General features: G+C 51.3%; 19 protein-coding genes and 2 pseudogenes. 18 read left to right on the forward strand and 3 right to left on the reverse strand.

The genetic code is table 11. The features are described 5' to 3' along the window. Nucleotides 1-23: 23 nt before the first annotated feature. A complete protein-coding gene (gene rpoN / locus VK70_RS06080; protein ID WP_025695725.1) occupies nt 24-1385 on the reverse strand; it encodes an RNA polymerase factor sigma-54 in 1362 nt (453 codons plus the stop codon). 258 nt (nt 1386-1643) lie between these two features. On the opposite strand from rpoN, the gene VK70_RS06085 reads away from it, so the two are divergent. The 5 genes from VK70_RS06085 (at nt 1644) to manZ (ending at nt 7185) form a co-directional block, all read left to right on the forward strand. Further along, a complete protein-coding gene (locus VK70_RS06085; protein ID WP_025695724.1) occupies nt 1644-4430 on the forward strand; it encodes a sigma-54-dependent transcriptional regulator in 2787 nt (928 codons plus the stop codon). 197 nt (nt 4431-4627) lie between these two features. Continuing rightward, entirely contained in the window at nt 4628-5047 is a 420-nt protein-coding gene (locus VK70_RS06090; RefSeq protein WP_025695723.1) for a PTS sugar transporter subunit IIA, read from the forward strand. Then, nucleotides 5048-5530 carry a mannose/fructose/sorbose PTS transporter subunit IIB gene (locus tag VK70_RS06095; RefSeq protein WP_025692747.1) on the forward strand — a complete coding sequence of 161 codons (483 nt, stop codon included), beginning with the start codon at nt 5048-5050 and terminating at the stop codon, nt 5528-5530. Nucleotides 5531-5559: 29 nt separating this feature from the next. Then, nucleotides 5560-6330 (forward strand): PTS mannose/fructose/sorbose transporter subunit IIC, encoded by a 771-nt coding sequence (locus VK70_RS06100; RefSeq protein ID WP_025695722.1) that lies wholly within the window; start codon nt 5560-5562, stop codon nt 6328-6330. Between the two features lie 30 nt (nt 6331-6360). Further along, nucleotides 6361-7185, forward strand: a complete 825-nt coding sequence (gene manZ / locus VK70_RS06105; protein WP_025692749.1) for a PTS mannose transporter subunit IID — start codon at nt 6361-6363, stop codon at nt 7183-7185. Nucleotides 7186-7575: 390 nt separating this feature from the next. Here the strand turns inward: manZ and VK70_RS29645 are convergent. Beyond that, nucleotides 7576-7893: pseudogene (locus VK70_RS29645) on the reverse strand (transposase); the annotation flags it as partial. Between the two features lie 63 nt (nt 7894-7956). Here VK70_RS29645 and VK70_RS06120 point away from each other — a divergent pair. Together VK70_RS06120 and VK70_RS06125 are read left to right on the forward strand one after the other, a co-directional pair. After that, nucleotides 7957-8220 (forward strand): hypothetical protein, encoded by a 264-nt coding sequence (locus tag VK70_RS06120; RefSeq protein ID WP_046722986.1) that lies wholly within the window; start codon nt 7957-7959, stop codon nt 8218-8220. A gap of 114 nt (nt 8221-8334) precedes the next feature. Beyond that, nucleotides 8335-8970, forward strand: coding sequence for a serine/threonine-protein kinase (locus VK70_RS06125; protein WP_036639861.1), 636 nt, complete (start codon nt 8335-8337; stop codon nt 8968-8970). Between the two features lie 150 nt (nt 8971-9120). Here VK70_RS06125 and VK70_RS28680 read toward each other — a convergent pair. Then, nucleotides 9121-9486, reverse strand: a pseudogene (locus VK70_RS28680) (ABC transporter permease); the annotation flags it as partial. Between the two features lie 99 nt (nt 9487-9585). Between VK70_RS28680 and VK70_RS28685 the strand changes: the two are divergent. The 11 genes from VK70_RS28685 (at nt 9586) to VK70_RS06180 (ending at nt 24507) form a co-directional block, all read left to right on the forward strand. Beyond that, entirely contained in the window at nt 9586-9930 is a 345-nt protein-coding gene (locus VK70_RS28685) for a PfkB family carbohydrate kinase (RefSeq protein WP_081754808.1), read from the forward strand. 479 nt (nt 9931-10409) lie between these two features. Beyond that, nucleotides 10410-11372, forward strand: coding sequence for a carbohydrate ABC transporter permease (locus tag VK70_RS06135; RefSeq protein WP_025695192.1), 963 nt, complete (start codon nt 10410-10412; stop codon nt 11370-11372). Next, a complete protein-coding gene (locus VK70_RS06140) occupies nt 11369-12193 on the forward strand; it encodes a carbohydrate ABC transporter permease (RefSeq protein WP_025695191.1) in 825 nt (274 codons plus the stop codon). Before VK70_RS06135 ends, VK70_RS06140 begins: the two co-directional genes overlap by 4 nt. Nucleotides 12194-12329: 136 nt before the next feature. Further along, the gene (locus tag VK70_RS06145) at nt 12330-13697 is read left to right on the forward strand and encodes an ABC transporter substrate-binding protein (RefSeq protein ID WP_144415325.1); all 1368 of its coding nucleotides are present in this window, start codon (nt 12330-12332) and stop codon (nt 13695-13697) included. A 199-nt stretch (nt 13698-13896) separates the two neighbouring features. After that, a complete protein-coding gene (locus tag VK70_RS26335) occupies nt 13897-17436 on the forward strand; it encodes a response regulator (RefSeq protein WP_025695189.1) in 3540 nt (1179 codons plus the stop codon). Further along, nucleotides 17429-18523 (forward strand): response regulator, encoded by a 1095-nt coding sequence (locus tag VK70_RS06155; RefSeq protein ID WP_201778748.1) that lies wholly within the window; start codon nt 17429-17431, stop codon nt 18521-18523. The genes VK70_RS26335 and VK70_RS06155 overlap by 8 nt, the downstream gene beginning before the upstream one ends. Nucleotides 18524-18878: 355 nt before the next feature. Continuing rightward, nucleotides 18879-19997 (forward strand): WG repeat-containing protein, encoded by a 1119-nt coding sequence (locus VK70_RS06160; RefSeq protein WP_233277773.1) that lies wholly within the window; start codon nt 18879-18881, stop codon nt 19995-19997. A 172-nt stretch (nt 19998-20169) separates the two neighbouring features. Continuing rightward, nucleotides 20170-20910, forward strand: coding sequence for an NADPH-dependent oxidoreductase (locus VK70_RS06165; protein WP_233277832.1), 741 nt, complete (start codon nt 20170-20172; stop codon nt 20908-20910). A 31-nt stretch (nt 20911-20941) separates the two neighbouring features. Continuing rightward, nucleotides 20942-21844 (forward strand): LysR family transcriptional regulator, encoded by a 903-nt coding sequence (locus VK70_RS06170; RefSeq protein WP_025695185.1) that lies wholly within the window; start codon nt 20942-20944, stop codon nt 21842-21844. 318 nt (nt 21845-22162) lie between these two features. Next, the gene (locus VK70_RS06175; RefSeq protein ID WP_025695184.1) at nt 22163-23179 is read left to right on the forward strand and encodes a glycosyltransferase family 2 protein; all 1017 of its coding nucleotides are present in this window, start codon (nt 22163-22165) and stop codon (nt 23177-23179) included. 56 nt (nt 23180-23235) lie between these two features. Then, a complete protein-coding gene (locus tag VK70_RS06180) occupies nt 23236-24507 on the forward strand; it encodes a glycosyltransferase family 4 protein (RefSeq protein ID WP_025695183.1) in 1272 nt (423 codons plus the stop codon). Nucleotides 24508-24528: the final 21 nt, after the last annotated feature.

Here is a 24528-nt window from a genome sequence, read left to right on the forward strand (position 1 = left end):
TTTTGCAATTTTGAAAAGAAGAGCTAAAAACGCTTTCGCTTGGCGGATGACAGGATGCGCATTTCCTCCCGGTACTTGGCCACGGTCCGGCGCGACACCTCAAGCCCTTCCTGCGTCAGCAGCTCTGTAATCGCCTGATCGGACAGCGGTTTCCGTTTGTCCTCTCCGTCGATCAATGCCTTAATACGCAGTTTCACACTTTCCGAGGATGCGGCGTCCCCGTCCGCCGACGCGAGGGAAGAGGTGAAAAAGTATTTCAGCTCGAATAATCCCCGGGGGGTCTGCATGTATTTATTGCCGACGGCCCGGCTGATTGTGGATTCATGAAGGCCCGTTTGCTCCGCAATCTCTTTCTGAGTCAGCGGCTTCAGTCCTTGAATGCCCTGCTCGAAGAAATCCCGCTGCATTTCCACGATGGCCCGCGACACGCGCAGCAGTGTTGTGCGGCGCTGCTCCAGGCTTTTGATCAGCCAGGAAGCCGCTGCCATCCGGTCGTGAATATACTGACAGGCTTCGTCCCGGTTCCGCTGTTCTCTCAGCAGCCGGTTATAGTATGCATTGATCGAGACGCGCGGCGCGCCGGTCTCATTGACGGATACCGTGTACTCGCCGCCGGTTTTTTCCACGATAATATCGGCAATAACCGTCTGTCGCTCCTGGCCGGCAAACGGCGCACCTGGACGCGGATTCAGCCTGCGGATGGAATCGGCTATCTCCTGCACCTCCAGAATGTCCGTTCCGAGCGCATCCGCGATCTTTTGCAGCCGGTTAGCCGCCAGGTCTTCCAGATGCCGCTCCACGACCCGGACGATAGGGCCATCCCCGGTACCGTCTCTCCGAAGCTGGAGAAGGAGACACTCCTCCAGACTGCGGGCCGCAATTCCCGCCGGATCGAAGCGCTGAATCAGCGCCAGCATCTTTTCCGCCTCATCCGCAGAAGCTCCCGATAAGCGGACATCCGATTTCATGTCAAGTTCCAAGTAACCTTTTTCATCCAGATTGCCGATTAGATACAACGCCGTTCTGTATTCACTTTCGGTGAGTCCGCGAATCAGCCCCAGCTGCTTTTTCAAATGCTCATAGAGCGTATCGGCCGGATTGGCCATCACAGCCAGCAGATCGAAAGTCTGTGTACTTGAGGAATGCGCATATCCATCTCCGGCGCGGCTGCCGTCATCATCTTTCCGAGTTGCGGACGGCTCGGCGCCGATACCTACGGTTAAATCGGTTTCTTGCAGATCGATCACCGGATTGTCGTTGGCCTGCTCGCGCAGATAGGATAGCAGCTCGGCCGACGAGTACTGCAGCATTTGAATCGCCTGCCGAAGTTCGGGTGTCATGGCCAGTTTTAGCGCTTGCTCTTGTTTGAGTCCGAATTGTATCATGTAAGTGCTTTCAACCCCTTCTGGAATGAAACCGCAGCAGTTTGAGAGGAAGCTCAGCCTTCTCATGCCGGCTATCCATAACTTTATATCTCCATTTTTGTGAATTTAGAACCGTGATCACAGTACATTTATCACAGTTTCCAGAAAATTTTTGTGGCCTGCCAAAAAGATTTATAATAGAGATTCGTCCTTGGCTCCTATATACTTGAAACGAACGGAAGCGCTTTAGTTAGGAATGCTTAGTCCGGAGGTGCAAAGGTGAGAAGAATAGATAAGATTTTGGAGTATATTGCCGAAAAAACGAAGGGATTTCCGGAGGAGGCTTTGCTTCAATGCGAAGGAATTACGGCTGCGGAAATTGCGGCGAACCAGGACATGCTCAGAAACAATGTAAGCAAGGAATTGAATGAGCTCCTCCGCGCAGACCGGATTATTAAAATTAAGGGAAGACCGGTCAAATTTCTTCATAAACAGACCATTGAGGAGATATTTCGCGTTCACCTGAAAGAGAAGCAAATCGAAGTGAACAGCCTTGGGGAAATACTGCAGACGGGAGAGCGGGAGGACCCTTTTTATTCTCTGATCGGTTTCAAAGGCAGCATGCGCAATCAGGTGGAGCAGGGCAAAGCGGCCATTCTGTACCCGCCAAGGGGACTGCATACGCTCATTGTTGGCCAGACGGGCGTTGGGAAGACGATGTTTGCCAAATTGATGTACAACTACGGCAAGCACATGAAGCGGTTTACCGAGCAGGCGCCTTTTATCGTGTTCAACTGCGCCGACTATTATAATAATCCCCAGCTGCTGCTGTCCCATATTTTCGGTCATGTAAAAGGAGCTTTTACCGGAGCGGATCAGGAGAAGCAGGGGCTTGTGGAAAAAGCCGACGGCGGAATCCTGTTCCTGGATGAGATTCACCGTCTGCCGCCGGAAGGCCAGGAAATGATTTTCTATTTTATGGATACCCATACGTACAATAAATTGGGCGAATCGGAGCGCAAACGGAGCGCGAATGTGCTGCTTGTCGCGGCAACGACGGAAGATCCGGGATCGTCCATGCTGAAGACCTTTATCAGACGTATCCCGATTACCATCAACATCCCTCCTTTTCAGGAACGGATGCCCTTGGAACAGCTGCAAATCCTGAAGCATCTGCTGGAGAGTGAGGCCCTTCGCGTCAACAAGCCGATCCGGGTTGATCAGGAAGTCGCCAAAGCGCTGATCGGCAGCGTCACCTATGGCAACATCGGGCAGCTCAAGTCGAATATCCAGCTCGTCTGCGCCAAGGGCTTTCTGGACAGCATTCGCGAGAATAAGGACGAAATCGGATTGGATTTCAAGGTGCTGCCGGGCAACATCAGGGAGGGGCTGTTTAACATTGGCAAAAGCCGCAGGGAAAGCGAAGAACTGGGGTCCATCTCCTCCCAGCTATACATTACTCCCGAAGGCAGCCATGCCACGGAAGAAGATGTGCTTGAGCCGCCGTTCAACCTCTACAAGCTGATTGAAGACAAAATTAGCCTGCTGAAGGATGAGGGCCTTGACGACAGCTACATTAATAAATTTATCACTACAGACGTTAACATCCATATTAAAAGCTTTTATAACCGTTTTTATAATCAGAAAGGCAGCAGGGAACGGATTCTCAAAATTGTCGACAAGGAAATTCTCGAATTTGCCGATCAGGTCAAAATGCTGGTTGAGCAGGAGCTGAACCGCAGGTACAGCGACCGGTTCGTCTATGCCTTCAGTCTGCATCTGAGCGCTTTCCTCAAGCGGATCCGGGAGAAGAAGTACGGAGGCAAGCCCGTCTATGATCCCATTGACCAGGATGATGAAGAATACAAAATGGCGCTGACCATCAAGGACATGATTGAATCCGGCTTCGGGATAAGCGTGCCGGAGGCTGAAATTACGTATGTAGCGATTCTGCTCAAATCGGTGGAGGAAGAGCGGAAGGGCAATGTGGGAATTATCATAGCAGCGCACGGCAACAGTACGGCAACCAGTATTGCCGGCGTTGTCGACAGCCTGCTCGGAAGCTCCAACATTTGCGCGGTGGACATGCCGCTCGATGTCAGCCCAAGAGAGATTCTGGAGATTATTGTCGACAAGGTAAAGAGTATTGACAACGGCAGAGGCGTGTTGCTGCTGGTGGACATGGGCTCCCTGCTCAATTTCGAAAGGACGATTGTGGAACGGCTCGGGATCAAGGTGAAGACCATTGATATGGTGTCCACGCCGCTTGCACTTGAGGCCGTCCGGAAGGCTAATCTGCTTGATATGGAGCTTGAGGAGATTTACCGTTCGCTTAAAGATTTCAGAGGCTACAACAATCTGGAAGCAGCGGAAGGCGCGATTTTGGACAATAAGGTCATCATTACGGTCTGTTCATCCGGCAAAGGCGCCGCGGTCAAGGTTAAGGAATTTGTCGAGAAGATCGTTTACGACCTTACGCAGAGAAAAATAACGGTTATCCCTGCAAAGATCAGGGAATTGGATAAAGTGGTCAAAGAGCAGCAGGCCAAGCAGAGTGTTCTGGCCGTGATTGGAGTCAAGCGGCCGGGCGACCGCAATGTACCATTCATTCCCCTTGAGCAATTGATCGACGCAAGCGGTGAGGAGCTGCTGAGAGAGCTGCTGCTGAACCATGAGCTGCCCGTAGTACAGGAGAGCCAGAGTGTGGTTATCAAGGATCTGTGCGAAGACAGCCTGAAGGAATTCCTGACCTATCTGAATCCCCACAAAATACTGGGCTCCCTGATGAGCTTTGTTCAGGAGCTTGAACGCGGGCTGAATACGGATTTCGAATATGCGATGAAGGTCCAGATTGCGATCCATACGGCTCACGCGCTGGAGCGGATGGTCATTCGCGACGGGCTGGTGTACCGGGGCGAGGCGGAGCTGCTCGATCCTCATATTATGAATGCGGTGAATCAGGCCTGTGCGATATTTTCTTCCGGTATTAACCTGTCTCTAACGGACGATGAAAAATATTATATTTGCGAAATGCTGAGCGATGTATATAAAACAGCCCGTCTATAATGACGAAGTGTATGAAGCGTTTACATTTGTGTATGAAGAACGCATGTCCTAAATGAATTTACGTTTTTTTCCAGACTAAAATCCCTGGCGATGCCGGGGATTTTTATGTTTTGCCTAAAGATTTTCTCTTCATACAGAAGTTTGGCACGGGTCTTGCATATCTAATATAGGCGTAAGGAACTTAGGGGGTGAGACAAATGATAGGAGTTATTGTAGGCACTCACGGAAAATTTTCCGAGGAACTGCTGAGGTCGACATCTATGGTCTTCGGTGAGCTGGAGAATGTGGCCGGTGTGACGTTTGAACCTGGTGAAAGCGTTAACGGGCTCGTTGATAAGTTCAAAGCGGCGCTGGATACGATTGATTGGAGCGACGGTCTTATTTTTCTTGTTGATCTGTTCGGGGGCAGCCCCTACAACGCAGCCAGCCGGATTGCCGCAAACTATGAGAACATGGACATTGTGTCCGGAGTTAATCTGCCCATGATCGTTGACGTTATGGTGAACAGATCGACGGAACAATTAGGAGATTTGGCCGATCTGGCGATCCGCGCCGGGCAGGATTCAATGAAATCGTTCCGCAGCATAAAAAACAGCCAAACAGAGGAGGAATTGTAAATGGAAATTTCATTTGTTCGTATCGATGACCGTTTGATTCACGGCCAGGTGGCGACCGTATGGGTAAAGGAAACAAAATGCAACAAGATTATCGCGGTCAGCGATGAAGTGGCAGCGGATACATTGCGGAAGACACTGCTCCTTCAAGTGTCTCCTCCAGGAATAAAAGCCTATGTCGTGACCATCGACAAAGCGATCGAGGCGTATAACAATCCGAAATATGCGGATTTCAAGACCTTATTTCTTTTTACGAATCCGACAGATGTGCTTCGTGTAGTGGAAGGCGGAGTGCCGTTCAAGTCGGTGAATGTCGGCGGAATGTGCTACAAGGAAGGCAAGACACAGATTACGGGGGCGGTATCCGTCGACAAGCAGGACGTCGATGCTTTCCGCAAGCTTCATGAAAAGGGAATCGAATTGGAGATCAGAAAAGTCGCCAGCGATCCAAAGGTGAATCTGATATCCAAGATTCAGGATTTATAGCCAAAAGGAAATAAGAGAGGGGTTATGACATGAGTACTTTTGAAATCGTAATGGTAGCGCTGGTTGCGGCCATATGCGGCATGGGCAGCGTACTCGACGAAGGACAGACCCACCGGCCTCTGATTGCATGTACGCTAATCGGCCTGGTTCTGGGCGATGTTAAGACAGGGATCATTCTTGGCGGGACTTTGGAGCTGATGGCTCTGGGCTGGATGAACGTCGGCGCTTCAATGGCTCCCGACGCCGCGCTCGCAAGTGTGGTATCGACGATCCTTGTTATCGTAGGGCATCAATCGATAGGCGCGGGGATTGCCGTTGCCATCCCGATTGCCGCCGCCGGTCAGGTACTTACAATTTTTGTCCGGACGATCACCGTATTCTTTCAGCATTTGGCGGATAAGTATGCGGAGTCCTCGAATTTCAAGGGAATTGAGCTGTGTCACTTTATAGCGCTGCTGCTTCAGGGTCTGCGCGTCGCATTGCCTGCAGTTCTGGTAGCGGTTGCAGCTGAAACGGGGCTGGTGACGAGCCTGCTGAATTCAATCCCGGAAGTTGTGACGAGAGGCCTGCAGATTGCGGGCGGATTCATCGTCGTCGTCGGTTACGCCATGGTTATTAATATGATGTCCGCCAAATACCTGATGCCGTTCTTCTTCCTTGGCTTCGTCGTCGCCGCCTTTACGGGCATTAACCTGGTTGGCTTCGGTATCGTCGGCGCGGTTCTGGCCATTCTGTACATCCAATTGAATCCGAAATATAGCGCCCAGAGCGCGGCGGTAGAAGAAATTGATGAGCTCTAGCAAGCTTCTGAGGAAAGAGGGGATTATACAATGGAAGAGAAGAAATTAACGAAAAAAGATTTAAACAGCATGTTTGTTCGCTCTTGGTTTCTGCTTGGATCGTTCAACTTTGAACGGATGCAGTCCATTGGCTTCTGCGTTTCACTGATTCCGGCAATCAAACGGCTGTACAGCAAGAAAGAAGATCAAAAAGAAGCCTTGAAGAGACATCTGGAGTTCTTCAATACGCAGCCGTTCATCTCGGCCCCGATTATGGGGGTAACGGCCGCGATGGAAGAGCAGAAGGCCAACGGCCAGCCGATTGACGACGCTACGATCAGCGGGGTGAAAGTCGGCTTGATGGGCCCGCTTGCCGGTGTGGGCGACCCGATTTACTGGGGAACCCTGCGGCCGGTTCTGGCGGCGCTCGGTGCATCCATTGCTTTGACCGGCAGTATCGTCGGACCGCTGCTGTTCTTCATTCTCTTTAACGTGTGCCGGCTGGCGACCAAGTGGTACGGCTTGAAGTACGGCTATGAAAAAGGAACGGAGATTGTGTCCGACATGTCGGGCAACCGGCTGCGCAAGCTTACCGAATCGGCTTCCATACTCGGACTCTTTGTCATGGGGGCGCTGGTTTCCAAGTGGACCAGTCTCAACGTGCCGCTGGTTGTTTCCAAATATACGGGCGCTGACGGCAAAGAAGTCATCACTACGGTTCAAATGATTCTGGACCAGCTGATGCCGGGACTGCTTCCTCTTCTTCTGACTTTCCTGTGCATGAAGCTGCTGAAAAAGAAAGTGAACGCCATTGCACTTATCTTTGCTTTATTTGCGGTAGGCATTATCGGATATTGGCTTGGCGTATTGGCATAACGCGGGTATACTAGCCGCCGGGTTCCATGTGGAACCGTTCATAATGGAGGTGTCCCATAAGCCATGGAAATTGGCCATGGGACACCCTTTGCTTTGGAGTAAGATACAAGTGGGTACTCAGGTGGACGCTCCGCGAACGGACCGTTGTTCCAATCGCTGTGCTCTCCAGATTTTATTTATTTTCCTTTGTGGTAAAAATCCGGAGACCAAGGCGACCGCTGCCGCTTTTCCACAATCGTTCCGTCCTCTCCGCTGCTTTCAGTGGGGATTGTTACTACAATTCTTCAACCGACAGTATAATAAAAACATGAGGCTGTCCCAAAAGCAGGATTTTAAAGCTTGGGGGACAACCGAATGTTGAAAAAACACCAAACCGGCCGGTTAAGGGGTTCATCCTTGGCCGGCTGGTTTGGCATTTTGGTCCACCGCATGTTTCTTCAGCAGATTGTGGGCGAGCGAAAGCCACCCGACCTCTAGGCTTACTTTCCCAAGCCCTCGAAGCAGGAACCGCCGGAATCCCCGGTTGTTCTTCAATTGCCCAAATACACTTTCCACTTCCGCCATTCGCCGGGCGGAAAGAGTCCGGCCTTCCCGCACAAAACCCAGCTTTCGCCTATTTCAGCAAATCCACTGGTCGTTCTCTTCGTCATATGTCCAGTTTTCCAGCTTCCCTGGATCAGTTTTCCAGGACTTACTCGTTTCCCGGTTCAAAAGAAGCCCTCCTTGTAATGGTTGCTCGTCACTTCCATTTACCAAGGAAAGGCTTCTTTTGTGTTTGATATCGTAGAAGATTTCGTTACGAGCAGCGGAGAGGACGGAGCGATTGTGGAAAAGCGGCAGCAGTCGCCTTTGTGTCCGGATTTTAACTGCAAAGAGAGATTCAAAAAATCCGGACACAACAGCGATTGGAACAACGATCCGTTCGCGCAGCGTCCATACCGAGTGCTCAAGTTGATACTACTCCAAGACAAGGGGTGTCCCAAGCATGGAACAGCCCCAATTTTCTTTTTGCAACTCTGCTACGGCATTATTTAGCCGCATTTAGGATGTGTTTTTTCACGAAATGCCTTAAACTGAAGTCATAAATACTAAACGGGTTAGAAATTATTACCGGAATGAAAGCTGCCTTAGAAGCTGCAGGGAGGAAGTATGGAGAAGCTGCTGAAAATGATTACGGAGGAGTTGCTGAAGCAATTGGTCTTGGAGAGCGTTCATTCGGAGGACCCGATCGAGGTTCGGAATGTCCCCAAGCCATGGATGCTGCTGGGATCGGGGAATTATGCGGCGGTGCTCTATCATCCCGAATACGATAAATATGCGGTGAAGATTTATGCGCCCGGAAGACCCGGCCTCGCGGAAGAAGTGGAGGTTTACCGGCGTCTTGGCACTCATCCCGCCTATGCGGAGCTGTATCATGTCGGCCCTGATTTTCTGGTGCTGAAGCGGCTTCGGGGAGTTACGTTCTACGACTGCATGAAGCGGGGCATTCCCATCACCGATCAGGCCATCCGCGATATTGATGAGGCCTTGAAATATGCGATTTCACGGGGGCTTCATCCCCACGATGTTCACGCCAAAAATGTAATGACCCAGGATGGACGTGGCCTGATTGTAGACGTCTCGGATTTTCTGAAGCAGGAAGACTGCACGATGTGGGACGATTTTAAGAAAGCTTATACCCGCCTGTACAGGCCTATAGCTTCTCTTTGGCTGTTCCCGGTGCCCCGTCCTGTCCTGGAAATAGTGAGGAAAGGTTACCGGCTGTGGAGGCGCAGACAGAGCTGAAGCGACTGTAGGGAAGACTGATTTTTTGGATAATAGGAGCAGCCGGGTAATGACGGGCCGTTTAATAGACGCACTTTTTTGTGATGTACTGTTTATATAGTAAACTGTTCCGGCAACCAGGCCGATAGCCGCGTAGAGCCAGGTGAAGGCAAGGATGAACAAGGCGATCAGGCCTGCCGCCGCAATCCAGTCCAGAACTGTTGCCGATGGGCGGAATCCGACAAGCAGCGCTACCCCAATCACTATGCCGGTAGCAATCAGATTGTGTACGAGGCTTGCCGCCACATGTCCGGTGATGACGCCAAGACTCTGGATCGGCATCGCCTGGAACCGGTCGATAATCCCGTTTGTCATATCTCCCGCAACATCAACGGCGGTGTTGGCCGATCCGAAGCCGGCACAGAGGAGTATGATGCCTGGCACGACATAATTGACATAATGGCCGCCCGGGTCGATGGCACCGCCAAAGACGTAGGTAAACAGCAGCATCAGCATTATCGGGAGCACAACAGCCATAATCAACGCTTCGGTATTGCGAAGATTGTGGCGAATACTTCGGCCGATAAAAACGGTGCTGGTTACGCCAATGCGCGCGAGCTGGAAGAGTTAACCGGAATGACGCTTTCGGGCGACGATGATGTGAAGGCTGCGGCGGAGAAGCTCATCGCGGAAGGCCGGACCGAAGCGGTTATCGTTTCGCTGGGAGCGAAGGGAGCCTTCATGATCTCTAAGGAAGGAGCCGAGCATATCTCTGCTCCCCAGGTACCCGTTGTCAGCGTTGTGGGCGCGGGCGACAGTCTGGTGGCCGGAGTTGTCTACCGGTTGGAGCAGGGGGGGCCGCTGGCGGAATCCGTCCGCTTCGGCATCGCCGCCGGAGCGGCCGCCGTCATGAATCCCGAGCGGGAGCTGTGCAAGCGGGAGGATACCGAAAGGCTGTTTGAGAGCATGATGCAGGATTAGGTGAATTTCCCGGGAGAATGAGAGCCGCAGGCTATGGACGGGCTTTACTATAATCTGCAGGTAGGAGTAAGCATGAGCAGGAAAAGCTCCCTTTTATTTTAAGAAAAAAGAGTGTCGCAGTAGTATAAACGGGAAAAGCTCCGGCTTATACTCTGCGATTTCTTTGTTTTCGGCAAAAAAACCAGATTTATAGGGAGGAACTCCCTTTCAGGCTTGGCATTGGTTCTTTTCGACAAAATTAAGATGGAGGAATTCCGTTTCATTTGAAGACCGGGCCCGCTGGCCGCGCACCCTATAACCGGAGCTGTCCCTGAGTATGCAAATTTACGGGACAGCTTTTTTGTGTTTTTCATTCAGTTAACAGTTTTACTAAAGTTTTACCTCAGCCAGAATTTCCCGGCGTTTTCGTTTTACATTCAAGTCTTACACTTGCAGAGGATTGTACAAGAGCAGATTTCAACAAAAAGGAGGCATTCGCCATGAGCGAGCTTGATAATCGTTGGAGCCTTCCTGCCGGAACAAGCAGAACTTCAGCGGGAAGAAGGCTGCGTACAGTTTCGTTAAAGAGGCTGAAAGTACGGGAAAATATGCTTGCGTATGCTTTTCTCGCGCCTTCGCTGCTGCTGTTCGGGGTGTTTATGTTCTATCCGCTGCTGCGGTCGGTGTACCTTAGTCTGTACAGCACGGACCCGGCTGGAAGAGTGGCCTCATTTGTCGGACTCCAGAATTTCACGGCATTGTTTTCCTCCGGCCTGTTCTTGGATGGCATTCGCGTTACCGCGCTGTTCGCGCTCCTCACGGTTCCGGCAGGGATGCTGCTCGCTCTTGTGCTTGCGGCGCTTACTCATAATCTTCTAAGGGGGAAGCGGCTGTTTCAATTTGCATTTTCGCTTCCGATGGTGCTTTCCGTCGGCTCCGCGGCGGTCATTTGGAAGTTTCTGTTTCATCCGTCGCTTGGCATGCTGAATTACGGACTGGAAATGGCCGGTCTTGCACCGGTTCCTTGGCTGACCAGTCCGAAGTGGGCGCTCTTCTCCATCTCGCTCATGACCGTCTGGATGAATCTTGGTTTTAATTACATTGTCATTTCCAGCGGAATGCAGGGTATTCCCGATGACATGTACGAGAGCGCCAAGATCGATGGTGCGGGCCCGGTGGCGATGTTCCGCCAAATTACGATTCCGCTTCTGTCTCCGACGCTGTTCTTCGTTATGGTCGTATCGATCATCGGCGCCTTTCAATCGTTCGGACAGATTAATATTTTGACCCAGGGCGGTCCGATGGACAGCACCAATGTGTTCGTCTACTCCATTTACCGGGAGGCCTTTGTGAATTTCCGATTCGGAACCGGCAGCGCGCAGGCGTTGTTGCTGTTCGTGGTCATCATGCTCCTTACCCTTGTTCAGTTCAAATGGGTGGAAAAGAAGGTGCATTATCAATGAAAAAGCATGTTGCTAGACAAGCCGCCGTCTATCTCATCCTTATCGCGGCTGCCATATTTGCGCTGTATCCGGTCGTGTACAGCTTCTTTTTGTCCGTGATGAAGCCGGAGGAAGCGAGCGCCTTTCCGCCGTCCATTGTTCCGCATTCGTTCAATCCGGCAAATTTCATCGACGTGTTCGGAATCGTGCCGATCGCGGCCTTCATCGGAAATACGTTTCTTGTATCTGGCATTGTTATGATCGGCCAACTCATTACGGCAAGCCTTGCGGCCTACGCATTTGCCAAAATGGACTTCAAGGGCAAGGGCTTTATTTTCAGCTTGTTTGTGGCTTCGATGATGGTGCCCTGGGAAGTCACGATGATCCCGAATTATTTGACGGTCCGCAGCCTGAACTGGCTCGATACCTATCAGGGCCTGACGGTTCCCTTTCTGGCGACGGCGTTCGGCACCTTCCTGCTGCGCCAGTTCTTCCTCCAGCTGCCGAAGGAGCTGTTCGAAGCGGCGAGGATGGACGGCTGCGGGCATATCCGCTATTTTCTGCTGCATGTGCTGCCGTTGTCCCGGCCTGCGATCGGCACTTTGGCCGTCTATTCCTTTTTAAATACGTATAACTCCTATTTGTGGCCGCTGCTGATTACGAACAGTGAAATGATGCGGACGGTGCAGATCGGCATTTCCATGCTGGAATTTCAAGAATCGACCTCGTGGAATCTGGTGTTTGCCGGAATTACGCTCGTTATTTTGCCTTCACTGCTGCTGCTTGTATTCGGGCTGAAGCAGCTGGTGCGGGGCATGTCGGCGGGAGCGCTGAAGGGCTAGAAGATACGGGCCAATGCAAGAAATCAGCTGCTTGATGCAGATGATCCATAGATTCACAAAGAGGGATAACTTCAAAAAAGGAGAGGTTAAGACAATGAAAAGGTTTGGCTTTAGAAGACTGCGTTTCAGACGGGGCATGATTCTAGTGCTCGCCATGTTTATGGTGGTTTTGGCAGGCTGCGGAGGGAACACAAGCGCGAATACTGAAGCAACCAATACATCGTCTAACAACGAGACCAGCAGTGATAAAGGTTCGGCTAACGCCGCAGCGGCACCGGTAAAAATCACCTGGTGGCACTCCATGTCCGGCACCGGCGAGAAAGCAATCAACAAGATTGTAACTGACTTTAACGCAAGCCATCAAGGCATTCAGGTTGAAGCGGTTTACCAGGGCAAGTACGACGAGAGCCTGAACAAGCTGAAGGCGTCTCTCGGGTCGAACAGCGGCCCGGATTTGATTCAGGTGTATGAGATTGGCAGCAAATTTATGATCGACTCCAAGATGATTACTCCTGTACAAAAGTTTATCGACGAGGATAAATTTGACTTGTCTTCCCTGGAACCGAACATTATCCGTTACTATACGATTGGCGGACAGCTGAATGCGATGCCGTTCAATACGTCCAATCCAATCCTGTACTACAACAAGGACGCCTTCAAAGCGGCCGGACTCGATCCCGAGAATCCGCCCAAGACCTTTGAGGAATATGAGGCGGCAGCCAAAGCGCTCAGCAAGAACGGCAAGCCGGGGGCCGCGATCGCGATTTACGGATGGTTCATGGAGCAGCTGTTCGCCAATCAGAATGCCGAGTATGTGAACGGTGGCAATGGCCGCGATCAGGCGGCGACGGAATCGCTGCTTGCTTCGGACGCCGGTGTGAAGACACTGGAATGGTGGAAAAAGATGGTGGATGAAAAAGCCGTTGCCAATCTTGGACGCGATACGGACGATACGGACAGCGCATTTGCCGCCGGACAGGTAGCGATGACCTTGGATTCGACCGCTTCCCTGCGGAAGATCGTGGATGCGGTAGGAGGCAAGTTCGAGGTGGGAACCGGCTTTCTGCCGAGACCGGAAAGCGTCAAAGAAGGCGGCGTTGTTGTCGGCGGAGCCAGTCTGTACATTATGAACAACAAGCCGGAGGAGGAGCAGAAAGCAGCTTGGGAATTAATCAAGTACGTGGCTTCCCCGGAAGTTCAGGCGGAATGGAGCGTAAGCACCGGCTACTTCCCGATTACGAAGGCCGCATACGATCAACAGGTCTTGAAAGACAACATGGTCAAATTCCCGCAGTTCCAGACAGCCGTTGATCAGCTTCATGCTTCAAGCGCCTCGAATGCCACATCAGGAGCGGTAATGGGGATTTTCCCGGAAGCGCGCCAGATCGTAGAAGGCGCAATCGAGGAGGCGCTGAACGGGCAGAAGGAGCCGAAGAAGGCGCTTGAGGATGCTGCGGCGCAGATCACCGACAAGCTGAAGCAGTATAACGCGACGGTAAAATAATATTGGGTTTATATGATTTGGCCGCCAGGCTGCCTGATGAAGGCACTGGGCGGCCATTTGCTTTTTTCGGCAGGTATTTATATTTTGTGTAAGCGCATCCATTTGGCGGTTGGTCTAATTTTTTTGTTGGATTATGTCGAAGAAAGATTAGAGAGAGTCTGCCTACATCAAGATGGCTCTGAAGGGAGGTATACCGTGCGTGGCTTCCATACATAGTATTGTTTACGTAGTGCTTATCATAATGGCTTATTTTATTGTGCGCCTGTATGTAAAACAGGTCAGAGACGCCAAAAAGATGCTGGAGACCGAACAGAAGTACAATGAGAAATTGCGCCTGTATCTGAATGTCATCGAGCAATCGCCGCTCTCCATCATCATAACCGATACGCACAGCCGGATTGAATACATCAATCCTTATTTTACGGAGATAACCGGCTACAGCATGGAAGAGGCGGTCGGTCAAACGCCAAGTATTCTTAAGTCGGAGGAAACGGCGCCGGAAACCTATTGGGAGATGTGGAGGACAATCAGCAAGGGCGACAATTGGCAGGGGGAATTTATCAACAAGAAAAAGAACGGCGAGAAGTACTCGGAAGCCGTCGTCATCTCTTCAATCAAGGATGACAACCAGAAGATCACTCACTATGTAGGCATCAAAGAGAATGTCTCCGAGTATAAGCGTATAAAAAAAGAGCTTTTGGACCAGCTACACTTCACGTCCCAACTTATCGACACATTGCCCCATCCGTTATTTTATCTGGATGTTGAGGGTTATTTCCTTGGCTGCAATGCCGCCTACGAGCAGGCGTTCAACGTGAAGCGGCTGGAACTGACCGGTCTGCATACAAAAGATTTAGCGCATTTGCCCCGGACAAGCTATGAAGAGATGGACGATATGAGGAAAGAAGTGACCCGAAACGGCAAACCCGCTCAAAGGCAGCTTAAAAGGCATCTTGCCGACGGCAAAGAGCATGATATTCTTTATTCCTTGTCGGCCTATCATTTGTCAGATGGCACCGAGGGCGGGTATTTAGGCATCATGATGGATATCACCGATCTGAAGATTAAGGAAAAGGAGCTGCTGGAGAGCCGTAATTTTCTGGATGTTATCATTAATCATATCCCTGTGATGGTCTATGTTAAAGATGCGGAAGACTTGAAGATCTATAAAGCGAATCAGGCCTGTGCCGATTTCCTTGAACGTTCCCCCGAGGAAATAAATGGTTTGAGCAATGCCGACCTGTTCCCCCCGGAGGTAGCCAGGAAGCAGAGCGCTTCGGACCGAAAAGCCTTGGAAAGCGGACATACCGTAAGCGAGATTGAAATTTTACCGGGTGACAGCGAGCGGGGCACGCTCCGCTATGTCCAGACCTCCAAGCTGCCCATTATGGATGCCGATGGCAATGCCCTCTTTCTTCTGAGCGTTTCCGAGGACATTACCGAACTCAAGCAAAAGGAAAGCGAGCTTACTCAAGCTCTGTACATGGCTGAAGAGGCGACAGCCGCCAAATCCGAGTTTCTTGCCAATATGAGCCATGAAATTCGCACCCCGATGAATGCCATTATCGGACTGGCCCATCTGGCGCTCAAGACCGAACTCAGTCCGAAGCAGAGAGACTATCTGTCCAAAATACATAATGCCGGAACCTCTTTGCTTGGCATTGTTAACGAGATTCTTGATTTCTCCAAGGTGGAATCCGGAAAGCTTGAACTGGAGGTTGCGGAATTTGGACTCCCGGAAGTTATGACGGACGCCGTTGCCATGTCGAGCCAGTCCGCATCTGACAAAGGCCTGGAGCTGATGTATTACACACCGGCCGATGTCCCGGTGCATCTGACCGGCGATCCGCTTCGCCTTCAGCAGGTTCTGACCAATCTGGTAAGCAATGCGGTGAAATTTACAGAGAAGGGCGAAGTTGTTGTCCGGGTCGAGCAGGTCCACCGTGTACACCACCGGGTTAAGCTGAAATTCAGCGTGCGGGATACAGGGATCGGCCTTAGTAAAGAAGCGGAAGCAAGACTCTTTCAGGCGTTCACGCAGGCGGACAGTTCCACCACACGCAAATTCGGTGGGACCGGTCTCGGACTGGCTATCAGCCGCAAGCTGGTCGAGATGATGGGAGGAAACCTGTGGGCGGAGAGCAAGGCGGGCGAGGGGAGCACCTTTGCGTTTACAGCATGGTTCGGTGTCAGCAAGGCAAACCGTTCCTCAGCCCGAGAGATGCCCAAGGAGATGAGATCGCTTCGGATGCTTGTCGTTGACGATAATCAGGCCGCAAGGGAGCTTCTGGTTAAAAATCTGCAGGATTTCAATTGCAACGCGTCCGCCGTATCGTCCGGAGAAGAAGCGATTCTTGCTCTTGAAGCAGCGGATGAGAATGAACCTTTTGATCTCGTATTTTTGGATTGGGAGATTGAAGGCGAATATGGGCTTGATACCGCTAGAAGGATAAAAAAACACGCCACCCTTAAATCCATTCCTGCGGTTATTCTCGTTACGGCTTTTGGGAAGGACGTTTATTTAAAACAGGCCGATGCCGCGGATTTGGACGATGTGCTGGTCAAGCCCGTTAATCAGTCCCTGCTTTACGACACCATTATCAACTTGTTCGCGCCGCACAGCGGGGAACTGCCTGTGCCCTCAAGTGTGAATGAGAAGGATTATAAGCTTGCGGGTCTAAGGGTTCTGCTGGCCGAGGATAATGAGATCAATCAGCAAATCGCCGTTGAGCTGCTGAAAAGCCAGGGAGTTGAGACGGAGATCGCTTCAAACGGAGCGGAGGCTGTCCGGATGATCAGGGAACGGCCGGAACCATATTTCCAACTGGTGCTGATGGATATGCAAATGCCGGTAATGGACGGTTTCGAAGCCGCGCGAAGAATTCGGGAGAAGGGTTCGGAGCTGCCGATCATCGCCATGACGGCCCGCACGATGCCGGAAGAAAGAGAGAAATGTCTGGCGGCCGGCATGAACGATCATGTATCCAAGCCGATCGACCCCGATATTCTGTTCAGCATCATCGACAAATGGACTCCAAACGATGTGAGAAGCAAGCTTTCACAGGCGGTCGGCGGAGGGGCCGGGCAAGAGGAAAATATCGCGGCGCCGTCCTTACCGCAGATTGGTGGAATCGATACGGTTAACAGTCACAAGCGTACCGGAAACAACGAGGTTTTATATATTAGTCTGCTGCGGAAATATGCGGACAATCACGGCAATACCGTAAGGCAGATCAAAGAGGCCGTAGACGGGCGGGATTTCGGTGAAGCGCATAGGCTTGTTCATAACTTAAAAGGGGTATCCGGCAATATCGGCGCTGTGGAGGTAGAGACCTTATCGGGCGAAATCAGCGCATTGCTGTCCGCAGGGCCTGTCGGGAAGGAGATGATGCCGCTTATTGAGAGACTTGAGACTGCCGTCCTTGGCATATCCGAAGAAATCCGTTCCGTATTAGGGGGAATTCCCAGTTCCATGGCCGAAGCAGAAGGAAATACGCCTCCTCGCCGGCCGGTAAAGCAGGAGATAGGCCGGTTGCTGGGTCTGCTGAAGGATAGCGACAGCGAGGCGGTAGACTATTTCAATGCGGTGAAGAATCAATTAAAGGCATGGATGGAGCCGGAAGACTGGCGCGAGATGGAACGATCGATCGGGATATTCGATTTTGAAGACGCGATTGACCGGATTGAAAGGGTGGCAAGGAGCAGCAATCAGTATATTGAGGGTGATGAAAATGCTTGACCTGAGACCCGTTGTATTAGTAGTGGATGATACACCTGATAACATTGCTTTACTTAGCGGCCTCCTGAAAGAATGGTATAGAGTAAAAATCGCCACGAACGGCGAAAAAGCGCTCGCGGTAGCCAAGTCCGCACCGCCAGATTTAATTCTGCTGGATATCATGATGCCGGTTATGGACGGTTATGAAACATGCCGGCAATTGAAAATGGATAAGGAACTGGAGGATATTCCGGTCATCTTTCTAACCGCCAAAGAAGAAGCGGAGGATGAGAACAAAGGCTTCGAGCTGGGGGCGGTAGACTATATTACGAAACCGATCAGCGCTCCAGTTCTGCTGTCGCGGGTGAAGACGCATTTGACTCTCAAGCAGTCCAATGATTTCCTCAAAGACAAGAACCATTTTCTTGAAAAGGAGATATCTAGGCGGATCAAGGAAATTTCTCTCGTGCAGGAGGTGACCATCATGTCGATGGCTGCCCTTGCTGAGATTAGGGATGTTGACACCGGAAACCATATCCAGCGAACGAAGCTGTATATAGAAGAACTGGCCACTCACCTCGCCCGGACTCCCCAATACAGCGGGATCTTAAACCGGGAGACGGTTGACCTGATCGTCACCTCGGCTCCGCTTCATGACATCGGGAAGGTGGGCATACCGGATCATATTCTGCTTAAGCCAGGGAGCCTGACCCGGGAAGAGTTCGAAATCATGAAGACCCACACAACTTTGGGTAAAGAAGCGATTTTGCGGGCAGAGCAGCTGATGAACAAGAAAGAGACATTTTTCCGGTACGCGAAGGAAATCGTCTATTCCCATCATGAAAAATGGGACGGTACGGGCTATCCGGAAGGACTCGCGGGGGAGCGGATTCCGCTCTCGGCAAGGCTGATGGCTGTCGCCGACGTGTATGACGCGCTTACAAGCAAAAGGGTGTACAAGGAAGCCATGTCCCATGAACAGGCGGTTGAGATAATCGAGGGGAACGCGGGAAAGCATTTCGATCCGGATATCGTTCGGATATTTCTTGGCTGCCAGCGTAAATTCCAGGAGATTTCCGCCCTGTACCAAAACGAGGAAGTCCACTGAAGCAAAGAGGACAGTGACGAGCGGAAGTTCCGGTAGGGCTGTTTCATAAGTAGATTCTTCTACGAATGAAATAGCCCTTCTCATTTTTAAAGCCGTAAAAAGGCAGCAAAGCAGCAATTCTCGGGTCATTGGAGAATCGCTGCTTTGTTTTTTAATCTACGGCGGCGCTGCGGCCACGGCGGACTGTTTTTGCTGAGTGCCGCAGGGGAACTGGCTGCGTCGTCTTTTTAAAGTCGGCATTCGTTTCTTGTTGGCGCGAAACTTATTCATCATTTGAATGTCTAAATTCATGGATTTATTTTTCATAATAGGATATATTTTGTGCCCTAAAGACGAAAAGGAGCGTGTAAAAATAATGAAGAAAATTGGATTAGCGTTACTGATTGGATGTATAACAATCCTTTTGTCGGGAATCTGCTTCGCAGCGTCATCCGCAGCACAGATCAAGTTATCACAAACGCCGATAAATTACAGTCCTGTCCGGCCTGCAAGCGACGGGCAGTTCCATGACGGCTTACTATTCTCCAAACAATCGGATGGAACTCTTGTCTACTACAATGCGAAAGGACAAGAAGCCTTTACCCTTCCCGCATGGATCAAACCGTTAAGCGATTTTTCCGAACAGCGGGCGATGGTAATGAACACGAAAACCAAGCTTGTGGGATATATCAACACCAAAGGCGCGCTGGCAATTCCCTGCAAGTATGCGGATGGAGAAAGGTTCTCGGAGGAAGTTGCTCATGTGTTCATTCCGGATTCAACGGAACAGGCGATTATTGACCGCTCTGGGAAAATAGTTCATACCTTTAACCAAACGTACGATTCGGATTATGCATTCAGCGGTGGCTTAGCGGCGGCTTATGCGCTGAAAGGCGGCAAGCTTGGGTTTATCAATACCTCCGGGGAATTGGTCATTCCGTACCAATACACGTATGCGCGCAGATTCAGCGAAGGAGTGTCCCTTGTTCAAAACGGCAAAGGAAAATACGGGTTCATTGATGCAGCGGGTAAAACGATCATCCCCTTCCAATTTAAAGCAGGAGGCGATTTTTCCGGAGGGTTAGCGGCTGTTGAAAATGCCAAGGGAAAATGGGGCTATATTAATAAAAATGGAAAGACGGTTATTCCTTTTAAATATTACGGCGCCGGTAATTTTAGCGAGGGCTTGGCTTACGTGTACAATTCAAAAGGAAAACTCGGTTATATCAATAAGAACGGAACTCAGATTATTGCTTATCAGCAATATAATAGAGCATTTGACTTTGAAGAAGGAGTCGCTTTGGTAGGAGTTGAATCAAAATCCGGAGCAGACAGCAGATTCGGTTATATAGACCGCCAGGGCAAGTTGCTCACCAAGCTTGAGTATAAAGTGGAATCTTCTTCATTTAACGGCGGGTCCGCTGCGGCGCTTAAGACTTTAGGCAAGGGAGTTATCCTCACAAAAGTTTCACTCACGCAACAAAAAACAAATTGAAGAAGAAAAACGTAACATTCGGTTCGCCAAGCCGCAGACAGGGCCGGGTCGTGGCCTCGGCCTGGCGGGCATGTTTCAGGGAAACACTCTATTTTATGGGGCTATTTTACGCGGATATCCGTTATAATATGGCTTAGCAAGTAACCATAAGGAGGATATTCATTTGAACGAAGTGCTTTCAACGTTGGCCAATCACCGCTCCTACCGGGAGTATTCGCAGCGGGATGTGGAGCAGGAAGTATTGGAGAAGATCATCGGGGCCGCGCAGGCGGCTCCCTCATGGATCAACGGGCAGCATGTGACGGTTATTTCCGTACGGGACGAGGAGCGCAAACGGCAGCTGTCCGTTCTCAGCGGAAACCAGAAGCATGTAGCCGGGGCTCCGGTGTTTCTTGTATTCTGCATGGACTTTTACCGCGCCAAGCTGGCCGGTGAGATTGAGAATATTTCATTTGAAGCGGAACGCGATGTGGATGTGCTGCTGACCGGCGCGACCGATGTGGGGATTGCGCTGGAAGCCGCGATTGTCGCTGCGGAATCTCTCGGCCTGGGCATCATTCCGATCGGCGGAGTCCGGCGGAATACGCGCGGTGTTATCGATCTGCTTAAGCTGCCGAAATATGTATTCCCCATAGTCGGGCTCTGTGTAGGCTATCCCGAAGCGGAGGTGCCGAAGCAGCCCCGGCTTCCCCTTCCTGCGGTATGGCATGAAGAGAGCTATAACTCGGATCTGGCCGGTTATCTGAGGGAGATTAACGAAACCCAGCGCCAACTGCTGAAAGCCCAGGGCTTCGAGGAAAAAAGCTGGACCGGACGGGTCGCGGCCTTCTTCGCCGCCAATCCGGAATACAGCGATGCGAAGCGGACGCTGAAAGAGCAGGGCTTTACCTGCGACAACCTCAAGGATGAGTAGAGCCTAAGCCAAGAAGAGAGGAACGCGCCCATTGACTTTACAACAACTGAAATATGTGATCGAGGTTGCGGGCCGCGGTTCGATGAACGAGGCGGCGAAGCGGCTGTTTATTTCCCAGCCCAGCCTGTCCAACGCGATCCGGGATCTGGAAGATGAGATCGGGATCACGATCTTTGAACGGACCAACAAAGGCATCTCCCTCTCGAAGGAAGGCGCGGAATTCCTAAGCTATGCCCGGCAGGTGGTCGAGCAGGCCGAACTGCTGGAGAACCGGTATCTTGGGGCCAAGCCGTCGCCGCAGCATTTTTCCGTGTCGACCCAGCATTACGCATTTGCGGTGAATGCCTTCGTGAACCTGGTGCGGGAGTACGGGCAGGAGGAGTATGAATTCGCGCTCCGCGAGACAAAGACCTACGAAATTATCCAGGATGTCAAAACCCTTCGCAGCGAAATCGGCATCCTGTATCTGAACGAATTTAACGCCAAAGTGATGGGCAGGCTGCTGAAAGACGCGGGACTAGCGTTTAACAGTCTGTTTACGGCGAAGCCGCATATTTTTATCAGCATCCACAACCCGCTCGCCAAGCAGTCCATCGTCACCATAGACCAGCTGCATGAATATCCCTATCTGTCCTTTGAACAGGGGGAGTATAACTCCTTTCACTTCTCCGAGGAAATTTTAAGCACGCTCTCGCATCCCAAAAGCATACGGGTCAACGACAGAGCGACGCTGTTCAATCTCCTCATCGGGCTGAACGGATATACGATTTCTACCGGCGTGCTGAGCGCGGACCTGAACGGCAATGAGATTATTCCCGTTCCGCTGGACTGCGGCGAGAGCATCAACGTCGGCTGGATCTGCCATAAGGACGCGGTGCTTTCCAAGCTGGCTCTTGCATATGTGGAGGAGCTGAAAAGGGCAACAACGGAGTAATGATTATAGGGAGGAATTCCGCCGAAAATGGCCGGGTTCCTCCCTTTTTATAATAGAAATGAAAATTTTGGGCGATTTCTTACTTCTTGCCAAATCCCCGTTCCCCGGTAGAATAACCATGGTGACATTGGATTCCGGCTCCCCCTCTTCAAGCGTACATCCGTCTACTACGTTAGAGCCATTTTTTCCGTGTTTTCTGAAAGTGCATTGACCTTTTTCCAAGCGATAAATATATTGGGTTTAAGTGAATCGTAATTTGCCGAACGTGAGCTTTCCGCTTGATTTTTTTATTTTTAACGAAAAGGGGTGCCTGCTTCGATGAAACCGGAAATCAGCATCATAGTGCCTGTGTATAAGGTGGAGAATTATATCCATAAATGTGTGGATTCGATTCTCGCACAGAGCTTTGAGAACTTTGAACTGATTCTAGTCGATGACGGCTCTCCCGACAACTGCCCTGCTATTTGCGACAGCTACGCGGCCATGGACACGAGGGTCAAGGTTGTGCATAAACCGAACGGCGGACTGTCCGATGCCAGAAACTGGGGGATCAATGCCGCTGAGGGCAAATATATCGGATTTGTCGATTCGGATGACTGGATTGCCGAAGACATGTATGAATCGCTGTACAACGCCATGATCGAGCATGAAGCGGATATCGCCGTATGCTGCCATTATTGGGTGGTGGACGGTGAACTGTCCCAGATTAATAACTTTGACGGCTATCCCCCTGTGCTGGGTCATGTGGAGGGATTGAGCGAGCTGCTGACGGACGTTCGGATCAAGAATCTGGCCTGGGACAAGCTTTACAAAAGAGAGCTGTTCCGCAGCGTTAACTATCCTGTCGGCGCTTATTACGAGGATACTCCGACCACCTATAAATTGTTCATGCAGGCCTCAAAGGTCGCATTGGTCAACATGCCCAAATATTATTACATCAGCAGAAAAGAGAGCATCACGGGCAGCAAAAATCTAAAAAAGCTGCAGGATAAATTCTCCGGCGCTTATGAGAAATACGAAAAGGTCAGAAGCCAGTACCGGGACAAAATTGATGTGAATACCTGGGGCTGGGCCGTCAATATCGTAGTCAATGAAGCGATGGAGCTGTACAACTTTCTGCTTCGGAAAAAAGACGGAGCCGATCACAGCCAGGATGTCGATAAGGTGAAAAAGTTCCTGCGGGAGAATCTCTCCGTAATCATGAGCGCAAAGCCGGTCGGACCCAAACTAAAGATGGCCGCCCTGATCTTGTCGACGAGCGAAGCGTTTTACAGCTTGCTGTACAGCACCCTGATCTTTCCATTCCGTAAAGAGAAGAACCAGAGCCTGATGTAGCTGTACCCGTGCCGCAGTTCGGCAACGTATTCTTATCTACCGAGGAGGAACGTGTGATGCATATCGGAATTTTCATGCATACCAACTGCTTCGAGGATTTTTTCGTGAAAGGACTCGGCATTAGCGAGCGGGAGTATGTCGAATCCTATCATAATGATTTCTCGTTCGATTATGCCCGTCTGCTGCGTGAGCACGGTATTACAACGACGATCTACAATTTCACGAAGACAGGCAGCAAAGCCCGCACCTATCGGCATAAAGTCGTCGATTGTACCGTGAAGTTCATACCGGTCAACGCTGCATACCGTCTGTATGACCGGATTCCGTTCTCTAAGCGGACTCCTGTCTTCAAATTTGTCTCCCAGTATATCTCCACCATTCAGCCGGACCTTGCGCAAATACTGAAGGGCGACGGCATCGATGTTATCTACGCTCAGGAATATGCGTCCGGACGGTTTGAACGGCTGGCCGGCGTCGCCAAACACTTAAGTCTCCCCATTATTGCCGCATATCACGGCGGAAGCATACCGGGGTTCCTGATGCCGATCAAGAGACGGACCTTGCGGCAGGCCGCCTATCTGACGACGCTTAACGAGGATGAGCATCGCAGCATGCAGTCGTCTTTGCCCGAAATGAAGGACCGTATCCGCATCATTCCGAATTTCGTCAACCGCTCCATCTTCCACCGGGAGGACCGGGAAGAAGCGCGCCGGGCGCTGGGCCTTGACGCGAACTCGCGGTATATCATCACGGTCGGACGGCTGGACGAGCATCAAAAAGCGCATTCCTTGCTCGTCGAGGCGGTCAAGACGCTGGGGGATTTTCCAGATCTGAAGGTGCTGATCGCCGGAAGCGGACCGGACGAGCAGGAGCTGCGGCAACGGATATCGGCTGCCGGGCTTGAGGACAAAATCATCCTGCTTGGGTCGGTGCGCGACAAAAATGAATTGAGACATTACTACAATGCCTCCGAGCTGTTTGTGCTTCCCTCGCGCTACGAGGGGCTTCCTCTCGTCCTTCTGGAAGCGGGCGCCTGCGGATTGCCTGCCGTGGCCTTCAATGTTATGGGCGTCAGGGGGCTGATCCGGGATGGGGAGAACGGCCTTCTTGCGGAGAATCTCGACCCGCTCCAGCTGGCCGACGCGCTGCGCAAGCTGCTGTCGGACCCTGAAATCCGCTCGGAAATGGGCGGCCGGGCGCTGAACATTGTAGAGAGCCAATATTCCGAGGAGATTATCGGCGCCAAGCTGAATGCGCTGTTCATGGACAGTGTGGGCGGCGATAGCGGCGTAAAGTTCAAACCGGCCGTTCTGGCCGGTAATAAATAAGCGGATACCGGATAACCGCCA

This window comes from Paenibacillus durus ATCC 35681, from assembly GCF_000993825.1.
GTDB classification, from domain to species: Bacteria; Bacillota; Bacilli; order Paenibacillales; family Paenibacillaceae; genus Paenibacillus_AQ; species Paenibacillus_AQ durus_B.

Excerpts from the sequence above, each read along its gene's own strand:
- VK70_RS06155 (WP_201778748.1), top strand. The coding sequence starts at position 17,429 with ATGCTTGACCTGAGACCCGTTGTATTAGTAGTGGATGATACACCTGAT.
- VK70_RS06100 (WP_025695722.1), top strand. The coding sequence starts at position 5,560 with ATGAGTACTTTTGAAATCGTAATGGTAGCGCTGGTTGCGGCCATATGC.
- VK70_RS06135 (WP_025695192.1), top strand. The coding sequence starts at position 10,410 with ATGAGCGAGCTTGATAATCGTTGGAGCCTTCCTGCCGGAACAAGCAGA.
- VK70_RS06180 (WP_025695183.1), top strand. The coding sequence starts at position 23,236 with ATGCATATCGGAATTTTCATGCATACCAACTGCTTCGAGGATTTTTTC.
- manZ (WP_025692749.1), top strand. The coding sequence starts at position 6,361 with ATGGAAGAGAAGAAATTAACGAAAAAAGATTTAAACAGCATGTTTGTT.
- VK70_RS06140 (WP_025695191.1), top strand. The coding sequence starts at position 11,369 with ATGAAAAAGCATGTTGCTAGACAAGCCGCCGTCTATCTCATCCTTATC.
- rpoN (WP_025695725.1), bottom strand. The coding sequence starts at position 1,385 with ATGATACAATTCGGACTCAAACAAGAGCAAGCGCTAAAACTGGCCATG.
- VK70_RS06160 (WP_233277773.1), top strand. The coding sequence starts at position 18,879 with ATGAAGAAAATTGGATTAGCGTTACTGATTGGATGTATAACAATCCTT.
- VK70_RS06175 (WP_025695184.1), top strand. The coding sequence starts at position 22,163 with ATGAAACCGGAAATCAGCATCATAGTGCCTGTGTATAAGGTGGAGAAT.
- VK70_RS06125 (WP_036639861.1), top strand. The coding sequence starts at position 8,335 with ATGGAGAAGCTGCTGAAAATGATTACGGAGGAGTTGCTGAAGCAATTG.
- VK70_RS28685 (WP_081754808.1), top strand. The coding sequence starts at position 9,586 with ATGACGCTTTCGGGCGACGATGATGTGAAGGCTGCGGCGGAGAAGCTC.
- VK70_RS06090 (WP_025695723.1), top strand. The coding sequence starts at position 4,628 with ATGATAGGAGTTATTGTAGGCACTCACGGAAAATTTTCCGAGGAACTG.
- VK70_RS06095 (WP_025692747.1), top strand. The coding sequence starts at position 5,048 with ATGGAAATTTCATTTGTTCGTATCGATGACCGTTTGATTCACGGCCAG.
- VK70_RS06145 (WP_144415325.1), top strand. The coding sequence starts at position 12,330 with ATGATTCTAGTGCTCGCCATGTTTATGGTGGTTTTGGCAGGCTGCGGA.